Genomic DNA, 18,838 nt, shown 5'->3' with positions numbered 1-18,838 from the left:
CCGTCTTCTTTCCCAGGCTACCGCCTTGCTCACTCGCTCCTGGAGCCACGTGCCGGCTCTCTTGCCCCCTCAGCCCGGCCCCGGAGCAGGCTCCCTTTCTTGCCAGATCGGTTGAGCATGGCCTCATTGTACCATACTGGCACACGATTGCAAGCCGGACCCTTGCTTGCGATCTCTGTCTATTTATAACATCGCTCCATGGAGCGTTATTCTCTCCAGTATAGCACGAGGGCCACGCAGATGAAATGCCCTTGAGGAGATAATGAACAGGGGAGAACTTTGACCGCTGTTCTGTGGAGGGGGAGGAAGGCCCGAGGACGGTGGAGGAACCTCGCCGTCCCGGCATTCCTTCCTGCTTATCTCTACGGGTGGGTGGCCCTTGCTCTGCGGCTGCTGGTGTACAATAAGATGGGGAATCTGAAGTTACTAGCTAGCCGGTGCGGCTCGTTCCGAGCTGCTACCGGCGCTGGGTGGGGCAGCACACAACGGAATGGAACGGGAAGCTGGCCCGCTGCCAGAGCTGATCCTGTCAAACATCTGCTGCCGAGTGTTGCCCGGGAGAAGGACTACGAGATGACTTTCCCCCTGCCTTTGAAATCTGGGACGGTCGTCGGAGGCCACTATATTATCGACGGTCTCATCAACCGCGGCGGCTTTGGCTCGGTCTACCGCGGCATTGATACCAGCGAGGGCGATCGTCCTTGTGCTATCAAGGAGACCTACGATGTAACCCCGGCAGCGCGACGCCAGGCGCTGATGGAGGCGGGCATTCTTTTTACGATTAAGAGCAAACATCTCCCGCAGGTCTACGATGCCTTCGAGGAGGGTGGCCGCTTCTACCTGGTGATGCAGCTGATCGAGGGCCAGAACCTGCTCCAGCTGATGCAGGCGCGCGGGGCCCCGTGCTCTGAGCCGGAGGTGCTGGCCTGGTTTCTGCCCATTATGCAAGTACTGCAGGAGCTGCATAGTCGCACACCGGCGGTGGTCCATCGTGATATCAAGCCAGCTAATATTATTCTGACGCTCCAGGGCTATGCTGTTCTGGTCGATTTCGGCGTAACCAAGCTCTATGATCCTGCCAGCGCCAGCCAGACCATGATCAAAGCGGTGACGGAGGGTTTCAGTCCGCTAGAGCAGTATACGGGTACGACGACGCCCCAGTCGGATATCTATGCCCTGGCGGCGACGATGTATTATCTGCTGACGGCAACGAAGCCTCCTTCGGCTATCAGTCGCAGTTTGCGAGAAACGCTGCAGCCGCCGCGCCTACTGAATCCGCAGATCTCGCCTCATGTTGAGCAGGCGTTGTTGAAGGGTCTGGCTCTCAATCCAGAGGGACGTTTTCATTCTATGCGCGAGTTCGCCGAAGCTCTTCAAGGAAGAAACGTCTTTCTGGGCCATGCTGACCCAACGGTGCGCGTGCTCGGTGGGCCGCTGGCCGGGTCTGGGCGGGGAGCGCGATCGGGAGCAGGCCCGGCAGTGGTGGTCAAGGGAGCACCTGTACCGCGATCCTCGTCTTATCCTCTCTCGCCGGCTTCTCCAGCTGGACCGGGACGGCAGTCGGTGCCTGGGCCTGCTGGCCAGGGGAGACAGGCGGTCATGGTGGCCCCGCAGCCGCTGCGCCCATTGCCCAGTCCATTAGGGCAGGGCTGCCTCTGGGGACTGTTGCAGGGCATTGGTTCGGCGCTTCTGGTGCTGCTGCTGCGTACGCAAGAGGCCCTCTTCTTGTCACTGGTTCTGGGCTGGTTGTGCTATCTACTGGCTGGCTTTATGAGCACTCGTCGCGGCGGCAGTTCACTGCGCGGGGCCCGGGCCGGCTTCTGGGCGGGAATCTGCAGTACGGTAATGTTCTGGCTCGTCTTCAGCTGTGGGCTGCTGGTCATCGTTACTCAGCGCCTCCGGGGAGAGCTGCAGCTGCAGCACGCTAATCAGACGGGGCTTCCTCTTCAGATTGGGCGCGAGCTGACGCGCATTATCCACCAGGTAGCGCCCTGGCTCTTCTCGCTCCCTTCGGCGGGGACCAGCTCTAATGTTCCTGCCCCTCTTCTCTATCTTGGTGGCGGTCTGCTGCTGGCGATGACGCTCGGCTGGCTGGGTGGTCTGCTCGGGAGACGCGCTTTCCTCAGTCGTCGCTGGGCAAGCGGAGGTGTGTAATGACTGCCAGGCCAGATACCAGCAGCCTCTAGGGAACCGGACAAAGGGCCTGGAAAGGCTGGCCTGGTGCGGTGGCTATGGTATCATAGGCGCGGGTTGCTCCTGCCCGAGCTGGCCAACCCATCCTGATTAGACCAACACGAGCACAGACAGAAGGTGGCACGTATTCTGGTGAATGTGAATGATGCAACAAGCATGACACAGAGCACAGCCGAGGAGATCCTCCCCGTTTCCGAGTTAGCGCGCCTGCTGAGCAGCGAGCTGCAGCTGTCCAGTGAGCAGGTTGCGCGCACTCTCACCTTGCTGGATGAAGGCAACACCATCCCTTTTATTGCCCGCTATCGCAAAGAGGTGACGGGCAGCCTCGATGAGGTTCAGATTCAGGCCATTGCCGACCGTGCCGCGGCCCTACGCGCCCTTTTTGAGCGCAAGGCTGATGTGCGCCGTTTGATCGCCGCCCAGGGTAAGCTCACGCCAGAGCTGGAAGCGGCCATCATGGCGGCCCGCACCCTGCAGGAGGTCGAGGATCTCTATCTTCCCTACCGGCCTAAGCGCAAAACCCGGGCCAGTGTGGCGCGCGAGAAGGGGCTGCTCCCGCTAGCGGAGCTGATTCTACAGCAACCCGAGCTACCGGGTGATCCGGCTACGGTGCTAGAGGAGCAGGCGCGCCCCGTGCTTGATCCCGAGAAGGGCGTCGAGACGGCCCTGGAGGCCTATGCGGGAGCGCGCGATATTGTCGCCGAGATCGTCGCCGAAGATGCCAGTGTGCGCGGTGCTGTGCGCGCTCTCTTCTTCCAGCAGGCCACGGTCAGCGCCCGTCCCGTCGATCCCGAAGCCCTGGCTGAGAAAGATCCCAAAGGTACTTACCGTATCTACTATGACTTTCACGAGAGCGTCGAACGTATGGTCCCCCATCGCGTTCTTGCTCTCAACCGCGCCGAGCGCGAAGAGGTGCTGCGCGTCAGCGTGACGCTCGACTACGAGCAGGCGCGGCCTGCTATCACGGCCCACTACCCCATCAAGGAGACCTCGCCTTTTGCCGCTCAGCTCGCCCAGGCCATTGAAGACGGTTACAAGCGTCTACTGGCCCCGGCGATGGAGCGCGAGGTGCGTGTTGAGCTGACACGCAAAGCTGAAGAGCACGCCATCGGGATCTTCGCGGCCAACCTGCGCCATCTGCTGCTACAGCCGCCACTGCGCGGCTACAAGGTGCTGGGTATCGACCCTGGCTATCGCACTGGCTGCAAGCTGGCCGTCGTCGACGAGACCGGCAAATACCTGACCTCGGATACCATCTACCTCCATCAGGAGGAGAAAGCCAGGCAGACGCTGCGCCGCCTGATTGGCGAGTACGACCTGAAGGTTATCGCCATAGGCAATGGCACAGCCTCGCGTGAGACGGAGCAGCTGGTGGCGGCATTGATACGCGAGCTGGAGGAAGAGACAGGTCGCCGCGGCGAGATCGGCTATGTGATCGTCAATGAGGCTGGAGCCTCGGTCTATTCGGCCTCGGAGATTGCCCGCCAGGAATTCCCAACGCTGGACGCCACGCAACGCGGTACCATTTCGATCGCTCGTCGCCTCCAGGACCCTCTGGCGGAGCTGGTCAAGATCGATCCACGCGCGCTGGGCGTTGGTCTCTATCAACACGATGTTGACCAAAAAGCCCTGGCCGAGATGCTGGAGCGGGTGGTTGTCTCCTGCGTCAACTTTGCGGGCGTCGAGCTGAATTCGGCTTCGGCTGCTCTGCTCAGACATGTTGCTGGCATTAACAGCCGTGTCGCCACTGCGATTGTCAAATACCGCGAGGAGCACGGCCCATTCCGCTCGCGTGAGGAGTTACTGAAGGTTCCTGGCCTGGGACCGGCTACCTTTACCCAGGCCGCCGGTTTCCTGAAGATCGCTAATGGCGTCGAGATGCTTGACAATACCTTTATCCATCCCGAGAGCTATGCGGCGGCCCGCGCTTTGCTGGCGATGCTCCCCGACGGCGCCGATGGGGCACTCAAGCCGGCGGAGCGCGTTGCCCAATTCCGGCGCCTGGTCAAGCTACAAAGCACGCTGGGCCGCGGGCGGCGTCGGCAGAGTCTGGATGGCGCCGCAATCGATGGCGAGCAAGCCGCCTGGGCCGACATTGCGCGCAAAATCGGCGTAGGGCTGCCGACGCTGCTTGATATCTTGGAGAATCTAGAGAAACCGGGCCTTGATCCGCGCGATGAGCTACCCCCGCCTATTCTGCGCCATGATGTCCTGAAGCTAGAGGACCTCAAGCCTGGCATGGTGCTCCAGGGGACAGTGCGCAATGTGGTCGACTTCGGCGCCTTTGTGGATATCGGGGTCAAGCGCGATGGGCTGGTCCATATTTCGGAGCTGGCCGACCACTATGTGCGCGATCCCCTGGCCGTGGTGGCTGTCGGGCAGGTGGTCCAGGTGCGTGTCCTGGCCGTCGACCTGCAGCGCGAGCAGATCCAGCTCAGCATGCGCGGCCTGCGTGCGACTGCGCGCTAGCTGGCCCTCTGGCGAGCCACTGCTGCTGCCGATCAGCGGCAGCTAGCCTGGCTACGGGAGAGTGCTCTTCCGCGCTATGGCCCAGCTTCACCGAAGGGCCTGTGGAGCGGGCGGAGCTGATCGGCGGGGCGGTGAAATTACGCGCTCTTTCCGCGTTCGTGAGTGGCATTTCTGCTGCAGACTGTACCTGCATCGCCTATAGTAGAACCTGGAGTCGGCTGCTGAGGAGCGCAACCCTTCGTCGGCACCAGCGAGGGCCATGCTCCTTAGCAGCCGACTGCGTTTTTGGTCTCTGTCCAGGTCTCGTCTGACTTTAGTCGCCCTGTTGGAGCGGGCGCGTTGGTCTGGTGGCCAGCCGTGGTTCGTCGCCAGTGAGGCGTTGGAGAAGAGTCAGGCCCTTCTGGTGAAGGAAGCTGGCTCCGAGGCGATCAGCCTCGCGAATGGCGCGTAGGGCATAGAGATGGGCCAGCTCCCAGGCTCCTTGCCGCCAGGCAAAGTCAGCCTCGTCGAGGACCAGCGCCGGAACGAAGTAAGGATCAAGATAGTCGCTGGCCAGAGCGATCAGCTGCTCAAGCGTGGCCCGCGCCTCAACCTGATCGTCGCGCGTGTGGCAGAGCAACAGCTGAATCTCCAGGCGCAGCGCTCGGTCGTAGGGGAGGGTAAGCTGCCGCTCCTGGGAGATCAGGAGATGCTCGGCGTGGCGCAGAGCCTGCCTGGCCTCTTCCTGACGGTACTGGCGATAAGCGTAGCGTCCCTGTAGCTTCAGAGCTTCGATGGTGCCGCGCACATCGCCACACTCCTGGCAGATGCGGAGAAAAATATTGATATAGCGCTGCGCCAGCGCCAGATCGCCTTGGCTGCTGGCCAGCGCGGCCTGATAAAATCGGGAGCGTGCGAGATAGCTGCGGGGATGGCTGCCCTGATTGAGTGCGGGTAGTGGCTGCCCCGGCTGCAGCGCTTGCTGGGCCGCCTGGAGGCTCTCCTCGAAGCGCTGATGGGCCTGCTGGAAATGGCCGTGGTAGAAGTAGAGCGCGCCAAGACGTTGGAGAAAGCAGGCGAGGAAGAACGGGGCTCCTGTGCGCTGGCTCACCTCAAGACCACGCAGCAAGAGTGGCTCACTCTCGCTGAAGGGCAGATGAGCTAACAGTCCGAGCAGGGACTGCAGAAGCTGGAGAAAAACTGCGTCCTGACCGCTCTGGTAAGCCTGAGCAAGGGTGAGCAATAGCTCTGCCTGGCGGCTCTTCAGGGCCGGAATGTCGTGTTGCTGCTCGGTGGCGAAGGCCAGCAGGGCGGCCTGCCGACGCTGCCATTCCTCCTGGACGTAGGCGCGCAGCAGTGGATGAACCTGATAGCGTCGTTCTTGGGCGCTGCCACCGCCACCTGCCGCGCCATCCATCTCTGGATGGAGATCCAGCAGGGAGCTGCGTACCAGGCGCGCCAGGTGGGCGGCGGTGCTGGCCAGCGTGCGTTGTGGGGAACTGGAAGACTCGGCGATGAATGCCTGGCCAGACTGAGGTCCAGCAGGGCCTATGCCAGTGCAACGCTGTTGCCAGTCAGCCGCCTCAGCCAGGCTAAAGGGCCTGGCCATCAGGGGGGCGAGCTGCAGCAGTAGCTCTCTCGTCTCCGGGGGAAGCGTGGTCAGCGCCTCGGCGAGCAGGCGGCGTAGCTCGCCCTCACTATCCAGCAAGGCATCGAGTGGATGGAGCGAGAGGCGCTCCGCCAGCAGCTCGCAGGAGATACCGGCGCCGACCGCCGTAGCGGCCAGCTCGATGGCTCGCGGGAGGCCGCCGACGGCGCTGCAAATACGCTCTGCTGCCTGCAGCTCACTGGCGCTCAAGGTTGGGGCGCTACGACCCAGGAGGGTCAGGAAGAGCGCGAGAGCGTCCGCAGGAGCCAGCGGCTCTAGATGATAGTGATGGGTGGGCAGGGCAGTAGCGGATGGCACGATACGACTGATCACCAGCATACTGCTACCGGTAAGATACTCGCAGCTCTCACTCAGGCGCTCCCCCTGGTGGCTGCCGCAGGTCAGCAGGACCTCGGCGGCCTGGCGCAATGGGAAAGGTGATTCCAGATCGTCCAACAGCAGCAAAGCGCGTTTCCCAGCGAGCCGTGTGCGCACCTGGTCGAGCAAGGTGGTCATCTCGGCCTCAGAACAGCTGGTCTGGCCTGACACCAGCATCGGGGAGAGCATAAGTGTCCCCTTGGTCTGCTCAGACTGATGCTGACCCACGCTGAGTAGAGCAAGCAAGCGCTGAAGCAGGGTGCAAAGACCAGGCAGCCCCTGACAGCCTCGCGCGCTGAGGGCCACGATGCCGTCGGGGAAACAGCGCCGGTAACGGTTGCCATCGGTGGCCAATAAATGGACCAGCTCGGCGGCGAGGGCGCTTTTCCCAACGCCGGGCATGCCGCTGATAATATAGATGCCTGGACCCTCTTCGCGCAGGGCATGGAGAAGGTGCTGAAGCTCGCGATTGCGACCGATCAGATGGGTGGGGCGGGGAGGGAGCAAAACAGGACTTGGTGAGGAAGGTCCTCCCAGCTGCTCGGTGAGGGTGGCGAGCAGCTCCGTTTCCTGGGGACTGAGATCGTGCAGGCCGGCGGCCCGCTGATAGAGCTGCACATCGCGCGGCGTGCGGCAGAGCAGGGCAGCCAGAGCGAGAACGCGCTGCCGGGTTTTCCCGCGGAAAGGGTAGTGCAGATGGCCGGCTTCCAGCCGCGCCAGGAAGTCTTCAGAGATACCGAGGGCGCGCAGCGCCGGGTCCTTGCGGATTGTCTCGATCAGAGCCCGCTGGCTGTGCCAGCCGTAAATGCGCCGTCGTTTGCTGAACCATTGGCCGAACTGGAAGGCGTCCATCCTCTAGACCTCTGTTCCTGCTTCCGAGTGATGAAGTGGATGGCAAGCCTGGTTAGGGCCTCCAGCTGCCACCGTCGCCTGGAGAGGGAGCGGGCCTGTCTCCTTGCCGGTTAATCTAGTCTGGCCGAGTCCTACTGGCGTGGCGGCAGCCGGGAGCCGGGTTGCTTGCTGGGCGAGAGCCAGCGCTCAGCGCGAGCTGCTCAGGCTACCATTAGTAGAAACGGCTGGCAGGCTCCAGTGTTGCAAAGACTGGCCCGAGCGGCCCTGGTGGCAAACGGGAAAGAAGATCTCCAAAGCCAGGGCCGCAGCTCTTCAAGTAGAAAGTGTTCCTCCGTAGGGAGGATTCGCTGAAGGGTTACAGAGGTTCTACTGTCAGGACAACTTTCCCAGTGGTACGGCGCTCCGCAATGGCCCGATGAGCGTTAGCCGCCTCTACGAGAGGGAATGTCTGCCCGACAAAGATGGTCAACTGGCCGGCGGCCAGATAACGAGTCAGCTCCTGCATAGCGAAAGCAACCTGCTGCGGGCGACTGAGCCAGGCGCTGAGCCAGTAGCCGATGATGGCCTGGTTTTTATACATCAGCTGGATGCCGCTGAACTGAACGATCTGTCCACTGGCGGCTCCATAGACGACCATCCGGCCAAAGGGAGCCAGACAGCGCAGGCTCTGCTCGGCAATGGTGCCGCCGACCATCTCAAGCAGCACATCGGTCCCTCGCCCGCTGGTGGCCTGCTTGACCTGCTCCGTCCAGTCCTCCTGGCTGTAGTTGATGGCCCAATCGGCTCCCAGTCGCCGGATATACTCCAGTTTAGCCTCGCTGCTTGCCGTGCCGATGACCTGGCCGGCTCCCAGCAGGCGGGCAAGCTGCACTGCGAAGCTGCCCACGCCTCCGGCGGCGGCATGCACCAGCACACTTTCACCCGCTTGCAGACGAGCTGAATCGTGCAGGAGCTGATAGGCAGTCACTCCCTGGACTGGCAGAGCGGCGGCCCGCACGAAGTCGAGGGTTTCCGGGATAGGGAAGGCCGTCTCGGCCCTGGCAGTGGCGTATTCAGCATAGCCGCCAGTGGCAAAGGCGGCCACGCGCGTACCCGGGGTGAGGTTGTTGACACCCTCACCCAGCGCTACAATCGTTCCGGCAACCTCGAAGCCGAGCGTCGTCGGCGTACGCGTGCGCGTCAGATAGGTGCCCTGGCGCTGGGCTAGGTCGGCATAATTCACCCCGGCAGCCGCCACCTTGATCAACACTTCACCCTGCCGCGGCTGCGGCGTCTCAATCTCTTCCAGGCGCATGACCTCCGGTCCGCCAGTTTCGTAGATGCGGATCGCTTTCATGGTCCAGATATCTCCTTCTCTTTGCTGGTCGATCGAATGCCTGTCATCGCCAGGCAGGATGCCAGTTCTCTTGTGCGTCTGCGCTCCTGGTCGCTGTGGCCGCTGTGGCTGACCCGACCGACCGGACAGACAGATCAATCCGGCTCGCACAAGGGAACGGCGCTTCTGATTCTATCCTATGCAAGGAGGCGCCGTGCCAGGGAGCACCAAAGCACAGGAGGGCGGCCTGGAGTGAGTGGGACTATGCTCCTCGCTGGACGGACCGCGGGGAAGGAGCAGCCTGGGCCAGAAAAGAATCTTGTCTGCTCGTTTATTCAACTGGCCTGGCTACCACATTCTGGCGGGGAGAGTGGGGACGTTCCTTGATGAAGGTTGCTCATCTTCTTGGCTCAGACATTGGCGGCTTCCAGGGGGAATGGCGCTGCGAAGAGATCTCCTGGTACGTAATAGCAAGGTGAGAAACGATTTGCTATAATATTCACTAAGAAGAAAGTACTAAAGATCCACCACCTCTCTGAGGAAGGCGGGGAGAAGCAGTACAATCTTCACGTGTCCGACATAGGGCGAGTGCACTCATACGGTCTTCATCTCCTGGACGGTTTGGCCTCTTCCCTGCGTTATACTCATGGCAGGAAAGAAAAGGCATAGCATAGCGATTGAAACATTGACAGACATGCAATGAACTATGAAGGACACGGAAGGCTGCGAGCATCTTCGGCAAAAGATCCTCTTGTGATTGCTTGCGGGCCTTTCTCAGGTGAGGTGAAGGAATGGAAGAAAAGGGTGGTCGCCATGCCCGCTGGTGGCAACGGGCATGGCGGCGCAATGGTGTGAGGAGTAGGAGAAGCAATCGGCTGAAATGGCTGTCATGGATACAGGCGCGGCGCAGCGGGCTGTTGACGGGCGCCCTTTTGCTGGCTTTAGTCCTGCTGCTCTTTGGTATATTCAGCCAGCTCCAGCCGCCGCTCACTGGCACGGCACCGAGCGGCGTGACAGCGCTGAGCTATAGCGCTTTTGTGGATCAGGTGAAGGCGGGCAAGGTCCTGGCGGTGGTGTTACAGGATCGCTCGATGTATGGTCTGCTGACCTCTTCTTCGACGCCTGCCGGGCAGCCACCTTCCGCGCAGGCGCTGACCACTGAGATTAGGACCTGGAGCCGCTCGATTAGCGCTAATGCTAATTATTCGGGCTGGGCCAGCGCACAGCCGCAGGGGCAGACCTTCGATCCTGCCCGGCAGATCTATACGCGCCTGCCTGCTGAGGGAGATCCACAGCTAATGCCTCTTTTGAGTGAAAAGCATGTGTTTGTGACGATATTGCCCCCGACCTCTAATCCTTTGTGGCTGCAGTTGCTCTGGCGCCTGCTTCCCGTCGTGGTGATTGGCCTAATTGTCACTCTGATGGCCTTCTCGCTGCGCAATCCACGCCCGCTGCGTGCCCTGGATGAGCGCATCGCGCGCATGAGTCGGAGCCGGGCTCGTCGCTTTGAGAAGCAGTCGGGTGCGACGGAACGCAAGGCGGGGGGGTCAGCCCGGGGTAACAATGGCGGCTCGCTGGCTGAGGTCAGCGGTGGAGGGAGCAATGGTCTGGCGGGGCGCATGGGACAGGCGCGAGTGAAAACGGCTCCGCCGGTGACCTTTGCCGATGTGGCTGGCATCGATGAGGTGCGTGCCGAGCTGGAAGAGATTGTCGAGTTCCTGCGCTCACCGGAGCGTTTCAAGCGTCTGGGGGCGCGTATCCCGCGGGGCGCCCTCCTGGTTGGACCACCAGGGACGGGCAAAACGCTGCTGGCGAAAGCGGTCGCTGGCGAGGCCGGTGTTCCTTTCTTCAGCATCAGCGCCTCGGAATTTGTGGAGATGTTTGTCGGTGTCGGCGCCAGTCGCGTGCGCGATCTCTTTGCCGAGGCCCGCAAGTCGGCTCCTTGTGTCATCTTCATCGATGAGATCGATGCTGTCGGTCGCAAGCGTGGGGCACGTGTCTTCAGCAATGAGGAGCGTGATCAGACCCTCAATCAGCTACTGGTCGAGCTGGACGGTTTTAACGAGCGCGAAGCGGTAATTGTACTGGCGGCTACCAATCGCGTCGATATCCTGGATCGGGCCTTGCTGCGTCCGGGTCGCTTCGACCGTACAATTACGGTTTCCCTGCCCGATCGGGCGGGCCGGCAGGCCATTCTGGCGGTCCACACCCGCCAGACGCCGCTGCATGAAGATGTCGATCTGGAGCGCCTGGCGCGCCTGACGACGGGCATGAGTGGGGCTGATCTGGCTAACCTGGTCAACGAGGCGGCGCTGATCGCGGCGCGTCGCGACCTGGAGACGGTGACACAGGCCTGCTTTGAAGAAGCGCTGGCGCGGGTACAGCTCGGGGTTCTGCGCCCGCTGGTGATGAGCGAGCAGGAACGGCGCGTAATCGCCTACCACGAAGGGGGCCATGCCCTGGTAGCCTACCACTTGCCGGAGGCGGACCGCGTGAATTGCGTGACGATTCTGCCGCGAGGCCAGAGTCTTGGCGTGACTCAGTTTGTCTCCGAGGAGGATCGCTATAACTATAGCCGTGAACGGCTGATGGCGCGCATTGCCGTTGGCCTGGGTGGACGGGTTGCTGAGGAGCTGATCTTTGGCCCCGAACGGGTGACAACGGGGGCCGAGAACGATCTGCAGGTGGTGACGAATCTGGCGCGCCGCATGGTGACTCGTTGGGGCATGAGTGAACAGGTTGGGGTGATTTTCGCCGATTACGGCGCCGAGGAGGCCAGCCCCGCCCTGTCTGCGGCCTCCTCGCGGGCAACAGGGGCGGCGCTGGCGCTGGGGGCGTCGTCCCTGGGACCGACTTCGGCAAGCGCTCGCTTATTGCCGACCCAGGCGGCAACGGCGACCCTGGAGCGCATGCAAGCCTCTGCAACCGGCCTGAGTCGCAACTTCGGCGTGATCAGTACCTCGCTGGCGGCTCTCATCGATGCCGAGGTGCAGCGGATTCTGAGCGAGGGCCGCGAGCTGGCTCGCTCGATCTTGAGCACGCATTGTGATCAGCTGCATCGGCTGGCTGCGGCGCTGCTGGAGCGAGAACATCTCAATCGCGCTGAGTTTGAGGCCCTCCTGCAGGAGGCAGAAGCCTAGTTGCAGGACCCCTTTCTCTCTCGTGCTGACAAGCCCAGGGCTGGCTGGCTGGCTGGTCGGAGGCGAGGCAAGGGAAAGGCTGTGCCATTCGGCAGCTCGCACAGGGTCTCGACAAGTGACAAGGCAAGGCAAGGGAGTCAGGAAGAGCTAAGCTGGATGAGGCGTCCCTCTCCCCAGCGTCCTTCCCACTCCCAGTGCGCGGTGGGACCGTTCCGCTCGCTTGCTGTCAAGTGAAAATGGTACTGGTCGCCAGCCTCTACCGTGCAGGTGGCCTGCAGCGCGAAGGTGCCCCACTGGATCGGACCTGCGTGGTAGCGACTGCCGGGTCGCCGCAGGGCGCGGGAGAGCATGGGTTTCACCGTGAGCTTGCCAGCTTCTTCTTCGCGCAGGCCGAGCAGGTAGCGTAGTAAGAGATGAAGACCCAAGGCACCCCAGCCGTAGCCTTCAATACCAGCGGTGACGTATTCCGGTACGGCACCGTGCCAGCGCGCCTGGCGATATTCGCGGGTCACGCCGGGTAAACCTTCTTCGGCGGTGAAGGAGCGCCGGTCGAGATGGCGGTAGCCATCGCTGATGAACTGAGCGGCGAGTTCAGCGGCCACCTCTGGCTGACCGGCAGCGTCGGCGGCTCCGATGACGGTCAAGGCCACTGGAGGCCAGCAGAGCGGAGCCCAGCCTCCGCTATGGGAGGGAGGGTGGCGCAGCGCTTCCTGAAGCTGTTCGCTCTGGCCCCAGCCGGCCACTCCACAAAAGAGAGGGGCCAGGTGCATGGCATCCCGTTCGCTCGACCATTGCTGGCGCTGAGAATCGTAGTCTCGAAACCAACCACGCTGCCACATGCGCCGCGTCCTGACCGTGAATTCGTCGGCAATACCTTGCCACCAGGTGGCCTCAGCCAGCCAGTCCTCGCGGCTGGGAACCAGGTCAGCGGAGGTTCGGCCCGGCTCTCCCACCACCCCCTCCTCTTGGGCCAGAATGGTCGCCCAGCGTGCCACAATAGCCGCTCCCTGAGCCATGCTGGCCTGCAGATCCACCGGGCGCACATGCTGGATGAGTGTCCCTCCGGTTTGCTGCGGCCCAAAGCGGCTTGATACATCCTGGCCGCTCTCCCATGAGCAGGCATAGACCAGCCAGCCCTCGCCATCGCGGCGGTGCTCCAGCCACCAGCGCAGATAGGCGGCGGCAGCTGGATAGAGGCGCCGGAGCCAGGCGCGGTTACCGCTGCGCCGGAAGAGCAGATCGCAGCAATAGAGGGGATAACCCCACTCCGGGGCAGTGCCGCAGATCTGCCCATCGTCGGCTACCATATTGTAGCTGCCATCCTCGCGCATACAGGGGAGATTGGCGTGAGGCGCTTCCGTAAAATGGGTCAAAAGCACCTCCTCAGCCAACTCGGGCGCCGCATAGCTAAGGAACAGCGCATCCAGGGCTGCCTCCGCCAGCACCAGGCGCGGAGCCTGGATCTGCATGCCGTCCCAGGCTCCCTTAAGCAGACCGCAAGGAGGGCGAATCACCATGCGCAAGGTTTCCTGATCATAGACGAAGCCGCGGCGCCAGGTCGCTGGCCAGTCGCCCGACAGCTGGGGCGCTCGTTCCCAGAAGACCTCATCCTCTTGCTCACGCTGGTGCAAGGCCGCCTGAAAGCCTGGCTGGGCCTCGCGCCAGCGGCGATAGCTCTGGTCAAGCGAGACCCCGCGCGCCAGCAAGAGCAGCAGGCGGCGCTCCTCGCCATCCGCCAGCAGCTCCACGGTGCAAGGCAGCGTCAGCGTACGCACCTGCCAGCCGGTCTCGGGGTCCGCCTGCGTCACCGTTGGTGAGGCCACGGCGGCCCCGCGTAGTCGGGCAGCCAGCTCGGCCTGCGAGACGGTATAGATCACCTCCCCTGGCTGCGGTGCGGGACCATCATCGACAGCTACCCAGCCGTGAATGAAGACGTCGCCCTCGCTGGCGATGCCGAGCATGGCCAGGTTGCCCGTGGGTAGAGCACGTCCATAGAGACCATGCTCCCACAGGCGGCTCGTGAAGGGATTGTGGGTGTGCTCGTGCTGAATGTAGCAGGTCACGCGCAGCCCGGATTCGCGCGTAGACGTCAGCGAGAGCAGGCAGCCCAGCACGTGCTCCTCAACCAGAAAGTACACGGCGCGCACCAGCAAATTGTGTGAGGGGACAATACAATTGTAAGCGAAACGATTCTTGGTATGGAGAGGACTGTTGAGAGCGCAGCCCCGGCGCTGGAAATCTTCCGGCGTAATCAGCAGGAGATCATCGTCGAGGCGTAGCCCGATATTCAGATGGGCACTGTATTGAAACTGGTTGCGCACATAGCTGCCCAGGTTAGGCACATGCCAGCCCATGCCAAGCGGCGGACGACTGCGAAGCACACCGCTTGGATTCAGCTTCCAGCTATGGAAGGGGTTGTCTAGATAACCATGCGGCGTAAAATCATCGCGGGGAACCATCGGCGTCCAGCCCTTTCCTTCTCATGCTCGCCGGCTGAAGACTCAGCCTGCTCTATCTGTCCTGCTCCCCAATGATAGCTTGCCAACAGCTGCCCCGCAAGCCCTGGCCTGCGGCTTCTTTTCTCTTGCCAGCTCTTACCATCCACCCGTCACGGCAGCTTGCCTTGACAAATACCGCCCTCCGTTCTATACTTTCTTTCGTTACTATATTAATATTAGTAACTATTGTTCAGCTGCTAGCTATTCTTCTTTCAGAAGGGGAGGCCAACCATGTCCTGGCGCTTCGACCCGGCGCACAGCAGCATCGAATTCAGCGCCAAGCACATGATGATCACCACCGTGCGGGGGCGCTTCAAGCAGTGGTCGGGAACCATCGAGTTCGACGAGGCCCATCCTGAAGCAACGCGGGTCGCCGTCGAAATTGATGCTGCCAGTCTTGATAGTGGCCAGCCGCAACGCGACGCCCATCTCAAATCTGCCGATTTCCTCGATATTGAGCATTACCCCACCATCACCTTTAGCAGCACGCGCGCTGAACCGCTCAGTGACACCACGGGCAAGCTCTACGGAGACCTCACTATTCGCGGAGTCACCCGGCCTGTGGTCCTCGACGTCTCCCTGGAAGGCCGCTCGCGTGACTGGCAAGGCAAAAGGCGCCTGGGCTTCACTGCCACCACCTCGCTCAACCGCAAAGACTGGGGACTGAACTGGAATGTGGCCCTCGAAGCTGGTGGCTGGTTGGTCAGCGAACGCATCGACGTCCATATAGAGGCCCAACTGATCGAAGAAGAGAGCGCGGCCAGTCAGGAGAGCCAGACTCAGGCTGCTGGCACGCAGGAATAGAAGCGCGCGCCTCAAAGAGCGGGCAGCAAAGCGTGCCCTCAAGGGCGCAATAGCCAGCGACCAGCAAGAGGCCGCTCCTCAGCCTGCTTCTCCTCAGTCATTGGAGGCAGAAGTGAGAAGGAGAGAGACCGCGGCTCCGGGGCGGTTCGCTCAGTCCTACGCAACGCTGGCTGCCAGCTCTGCAGAGCTAGCCCGGGCAGGCCTAGCTGATAAAATCCTCCGTGAACCAGACCCAACCTGAAGGATCGACATAGACCCCGATGCCCACGCGGTGCAGCGTTGTACTGAAGAGATGGATATGGTGCCAGCCTGTTGCCGGCTCATTGGCCATGCTTTCCTGGACCTGATAGACATTGGTCCAGGCGGGATTGGAGGGGCCAGCCAGACCAATATTCTCACCGCAATCGCTGAAGCTGAAGCCCTCATTGGCGATGCGCGTGCACTGGGGCAGGCCATCGGGGCAGGTATGGCTAAAGCCGCAATGGTACATATTCCAGCTATGCAAGCGAGCACCGGCGGCTAAGGTAGCGTTCCAGACATAGGGATAGAGGCCCTGAGCTGCTCGATCGCTGTTGATCTGCTCAAAGAGCTTCTGGGCCAGGTATTGCTCCAGGGCTGTCATCGGGGGAGGAGGGCCATAAGGGGCGGCGGCATTCGCCGTAGGGGTTGCCTGAGCGCCGCTCGTCGCCTTGGCCTGGGGGGAAGGCGTGGGAGTGGTATGCTGGCTGGGGATCAGCACCGTAGGAGTAGGCGTTGCCAGCCGCTCCAGGTTGGTTAAGGCCCCGCTGCCGAGGGGGGCGTGGACCGCATCGCGTCCTGGCTGAGAGCGACCGCTGCCGCTCCCTCCGCTTGCGCAGGCGGGCAGCAACAACAGCAGCACAAAGAGGCTGATCACCGTCAAAGCCAGCCGATCTCTTCTCATGCTGAGCAGCAGCTCTCTACCTTACTGGAAAGCCTTTAAGCAGGAAACAGTGTAACATACCGTCACGGGCCATAGACATATCGACAACTGTGTCTGGTACTTTTGGGGGAAGGCTACGCGTGCACAGCGAGAGCAGAGATGGCTGTCCTTCCAGGAGAAGATTTAGAAGCGGCAGGTCACAACGACGGCGGTGATATCATCGGGCTTGGCGCGAATCGTCATATGGCGCTCCTCGCGCGAGCGCTGTAGAGAACGTTCAACCAGGAGGCGGGCCACCGAAGAGCGCGGGCCAGCCTTCAGCAAAGCCGCGATCTCCTCATCGGTCAAATTATCGTGGATGCCGTCGGTGCAAAAGAGCACGCGGTCGCCAGGGGCGATCGTTGTCTGGTCCACATGAATCGTCGGGGGCAAAGGGCCACCGAGAGCCTGGGTAATGCCGCCGCGCCAGCGGAAGTAGTTCAGCTCCAGGTCCGAGAGGTCCTCGAAACGCATGGCCTGATCGATGCGGAGGGCATCGCTATCCTTGAGCACTTTATTTTCCACCAGCTTTCCCAGCAAGCCATCGTCGGTGGTCAGGCGGCGCAACGGCTCGCCGGGTCGGAGCAAATAGATGCGGCTATCGCCGACGTGGGCATAGAGGAGCAAGGCCCCGGGAGCGTTAGAGAGAGGGCAGAGGACGCCGAGTGCCACCGTAGTGGCCAGATCGTCGGTCCCGGCTAGCTGTGCGCCTTCTGTGCGGATCAACTCGTCGGCCTCCTCCAGCACCTCGCGCAAGTAGCGGCCAAGTTCCTGATGATGGTCTCCCTGCTGATCCAGCAAGAGGCCGCTGGGATAGTGCTGCTGCAGGCGGCGCATTACTGTTTTCCAGCCCTGGTGTGTGCAGCGAGCGGCAATGCGAGCGGCAATTTCTCCGGCAGCGCTGCCGCCGACGCCATCGAAGACAGCGGCCAGGCCGGTGGAGGCATCAGAGATAAAACTGTCCTCGTTGTGTTCGGGGTGCCTCTCACAGGGGATGCTACAAGCAGAGAAAACAAAGCGAGACGACTCAGAGGCGGCGCTGGCCTGACGCCGGCGGCCTCTTGCATGCGGCATCGTAATCAATGACTCCTTCAGCTCCACTCCACGGCTTGGTCTCGACATAGCGATATAGATCAGGACAAGACGAGTCTGGTGCAGGTATGGTAGCGTGTTTGGCTGTGCGCTTGCATCGCCGCCTGGCACATACTCTGGACCTGGAGCGCCGTGCCGATAGACGGCGACCGATCCCTCGCAGTGGGCGAGGAAAGCGTTAAGACCCCGCCAGGCGAGGGATAGCGAGGGAAATTGTCCCTTGATCGCGCTTACGCTAATTATAGTATGCCATCCCTGTCTGGTCAACTGCTTACGCAAATACGAGACAGAAGCGTGGTGGAGACACGGTCACCAGCGCGTGCCAGGCGACGACTCCCCAACCTGCTCACAGACATGCCAGCAGGAGAGCAATGAGAAAACCCGGCTTGTGCGGTTGCTGCCAGACCAGCCAGGCCCACGGCTGGGATCACTCTGCCAGGAGTCCGGCCAGGCGCAGGAAGTTTTCAAAAACCAGGCGCGCGTGCTGGCGATAGAGCGGATAGAAGCGGGCCCGTTCCTCTTCCAGGCGCCCGATGGCGTCAGGTCCCAGAAGCGAGATAATTTCCTCGCGGTAGTCGGGAGTATAGAGCCACATGTCCAGCATAGCGGGCGTCAGCTCGATGTGATATTGCAGTCCATAGGCACAGCGCCCATAGCGGAAAGCCTGATGAGGTGTGCTTGGGCTGGTGGCCAGCAGAACGGCACCGGCGGGCAGCCCGAAGACATCCTCATGCCAGTGGATTACCTGCTGATAGCCCGGCAACCCCTCAAAGAGCGGGTCGTGCTGCCCGGCCTCAGTCAATTGTACCTGGTAGAAACCCAGTTCCACAAAATCGTGTCGCTTGACATCCGCTCCAAGAACATTAGCAAGCAATTGTCCCCCCAGGCAAATACCGAGGTACGGAATGTCCTGCTCGACGGCCTGACGAATCAGGGCCTGCTCCTGACGGAGATAGGGATAGCGCTCCTCCTCGCCCACGTGCTGGGGGCCGCCCAACACCAGCAAAGCGCCGTAGTTGTCCAGGTGATCCGGCAGGGGTCTCTGCTCGGCTTGCACAGTATCGCAGGCGATGCCGTGCTCTGCGAGGATCTCACCAAGGTAGCCGGGGGGATCATCCGAGATCTGTTGAATAGCTAAAATGCGCCGTGGTCGGCGCCGCTGCTGGTCTGTCTGTGCTGTCTGCTCCATACCCGCTTTACCTGCCTCATTACCTCAAGCTCTCCCGATCGACCGGGGAAGAAAAACAGAGCGACCGTCTGTCTGGCTCCGACCCAGTTGGGCCTCGCCGTAACCAGTCGGTTGCTTCTCTGAAGACTATAGCTGAGAAGGAGGCCTGGGGTCAAGGCTTGACCGGGTCGCCTATGCCTCACCCCCCGGCTGTCGCCGTCGCTGCCTGCGAGGGGGCAAACGGTCGTTTTGCTATGTAATGTATTGTATTATTTTGTTTCAGAATGTATACTATGTAACAGGGGTGTGTACTTTTCCTCACTGCTTGCTGCAACGTTAGCCCTGACACCAAAGGGGGTCAT

General features: G+C 61.7%; 10 protein-coding genes. 4 read left to right on the top strand and 6 right to left on the bottom strand.

Annotated elements, in window-relative coordinates; all coding sequences use genetic code 11:
• Positions 1-573 precede the first annotated feature (573 nt).
• Entirely contained in the window at positions 574-2,154 is a 1,581-nt protein-coding gene (locus KTAU_RS07670) for a serine/threonine protein kinase (protein ID WP_170293140.1), read from the top strand.
• A 195-nt stretch (positions 2,155-2,349) separates the two neighbouring features.
• Positions 2,350-4,662: a Tex family protein gene (locus tag KTAU_RS07665; protein WP_151727828.1), complete on the top strand. Its 2,313-nt coding sequence runs from the start codon at positions 2,350-2,352 to the stop codon at positions 4,660-4,662.
• A gap of 313 nt (positions 4,663-4,975) precedes the next feature.
• Here the strand turns inward: KTAU_RS07665 and KTAU_RS07660 are convergent, their stop codons facing one another.
• Together KTAU_RS07660 and KTAU_RS07655 are read right to left on the bottom strand one after the other, a co-directional pair.
• The gene (locus KTAU_RS07660) at positions 4,976-7,519 is read right to left on the bottom strand and encodes an AAA family ATPase (RefSeq protein ID WP_151727827.1); all 2,544 of its coding nucleotides are present in this window, start codon (positions 7,517-7,519) and stop codon (positions 4,976-4,978) included.
• A 355-nt stretch (positions 7,520-7,874) separates the two neighbouring features.
• Positions 7,875-8,855: a quinone oxidoreductase family protein gene (locus KTAU_RS07655; RefSeq protein ID WP_151727826.1), complete on the bottom strand. Its 981-nt coding sequence runs from the start codon at positions 8,853-8,855 to the stop codon at positions 7,875-7,877.
• Between the two features lie 770 nt (positions 8,856-9,625).
• Here KTAU_RS07655 and ftsH point away from each other — a divergent pair.
• Complete coding sequence (gene ftsH / locus KTAU_RS22260; protein ID WP_308789043.1) at positions 9,626-11,974, top strand: ATP-dependent zinc metalloprotease FtsH; 2,349 nt, start codon at positions 9,626-9,628, stop codon at positions 11,972-11,974.
• A 137-nt stretch (positions 11,975-12,111) separates the two neighbouring features.
• Here ftsH and KTAU_RS07645 read toward each other — a convergent pair whose 3' ends face one another.
• Entirely contained in the window at positions 12,112-14,433 is a 2,322-nt protein-coding gene (locus KTAU_RS07645) for an MGH1-like glycoside hydrolase domain-containing protein (RefSeq protein ID WP_151727825.1), read from the bottom strand.
• Positions 14,434-14,703: 270 nt separating this feature from the next.
• Here KTAU_RS07645 and KTAU_RS07640 point away from each other — a divergent pair, with 270 nt between their 5' ends.
• Positions 14,704-15,276 carry a YceI family protein gene (locus tag KTAU_RS07640; RefSeq protein ID WP_151727824.1) on the top strand — a complete coding sequence of 191 codons (573 nt, stop codon included), beginning with the start codon at positions 14,704-14,706 and terminating at the stop codon, positions 15,274-15,276.
• 202 nt (positions 15,277-15,478) lie between these two features.
• On the opposite strand, the gene KTAU_RS07635 is transcribed toward KTAU_RS07640, so the two are convergent.
• From KTAU_RS07635 to KTAU_RS07625, 3 genes are all read right to left on the bottom strand, one after another.
• Positions 15,479-16,198, bottom strand: a complete 720-nt coding sequence (locus KTAU_RS07635) for a CAP domain-containing protein (RefSeq protein ID WP_151727823.1) — start codon at positions 16,196-16,198, stop codon at positions 15,479-15,481.
• Positions 16,199-16,360: 162 nt separating this feature from the next.
• The gene (locus tag KTAU_RS07630; protein WP_170293139.1) at positions 16,361-17,290 is read right to left on the bottom strand and encodes a PP2C family protein-serine/threonine phosphatase; all 930 of its coding nucleotides are present in this window, start codon (positions 17,288-17,290) and stop codon (positions 16,361-16,363) included.
• A 445-nt stretch (positions 17,291-17,735) separates the two neighbouring features.
• Positions 17,736-18,497 carry a type 1 glutamine amidotransferase gene (locus KTAU_RS07625; RefSeq protein WP_151727821.1) on the bottom strand — a complete coding sequence of 254 codons (762 nt, stop codon included), beginning with the start codon at positions 18,495-18,497 and terminating at the stop codon, positions 17,736-17,738.
• Positions 18,498-18,838 lie beyond the last annotated feature (341 nt).

This window comes from Thermogemmatispora aurantia, assembly GCF_008974285.1.
In the GTDB taxonomy this organism is placed as follows: domain Bacteria; phylum Chloroflexota; class Ktedonobacteria; order Ktedonobacterales; family Ktedonobacteraceae; genus Thermogemmatispora; species Thermogemmatispora aurantia.
This window is presented reverse-complemented; position numbering and strand designations above follow the sequence as displayed.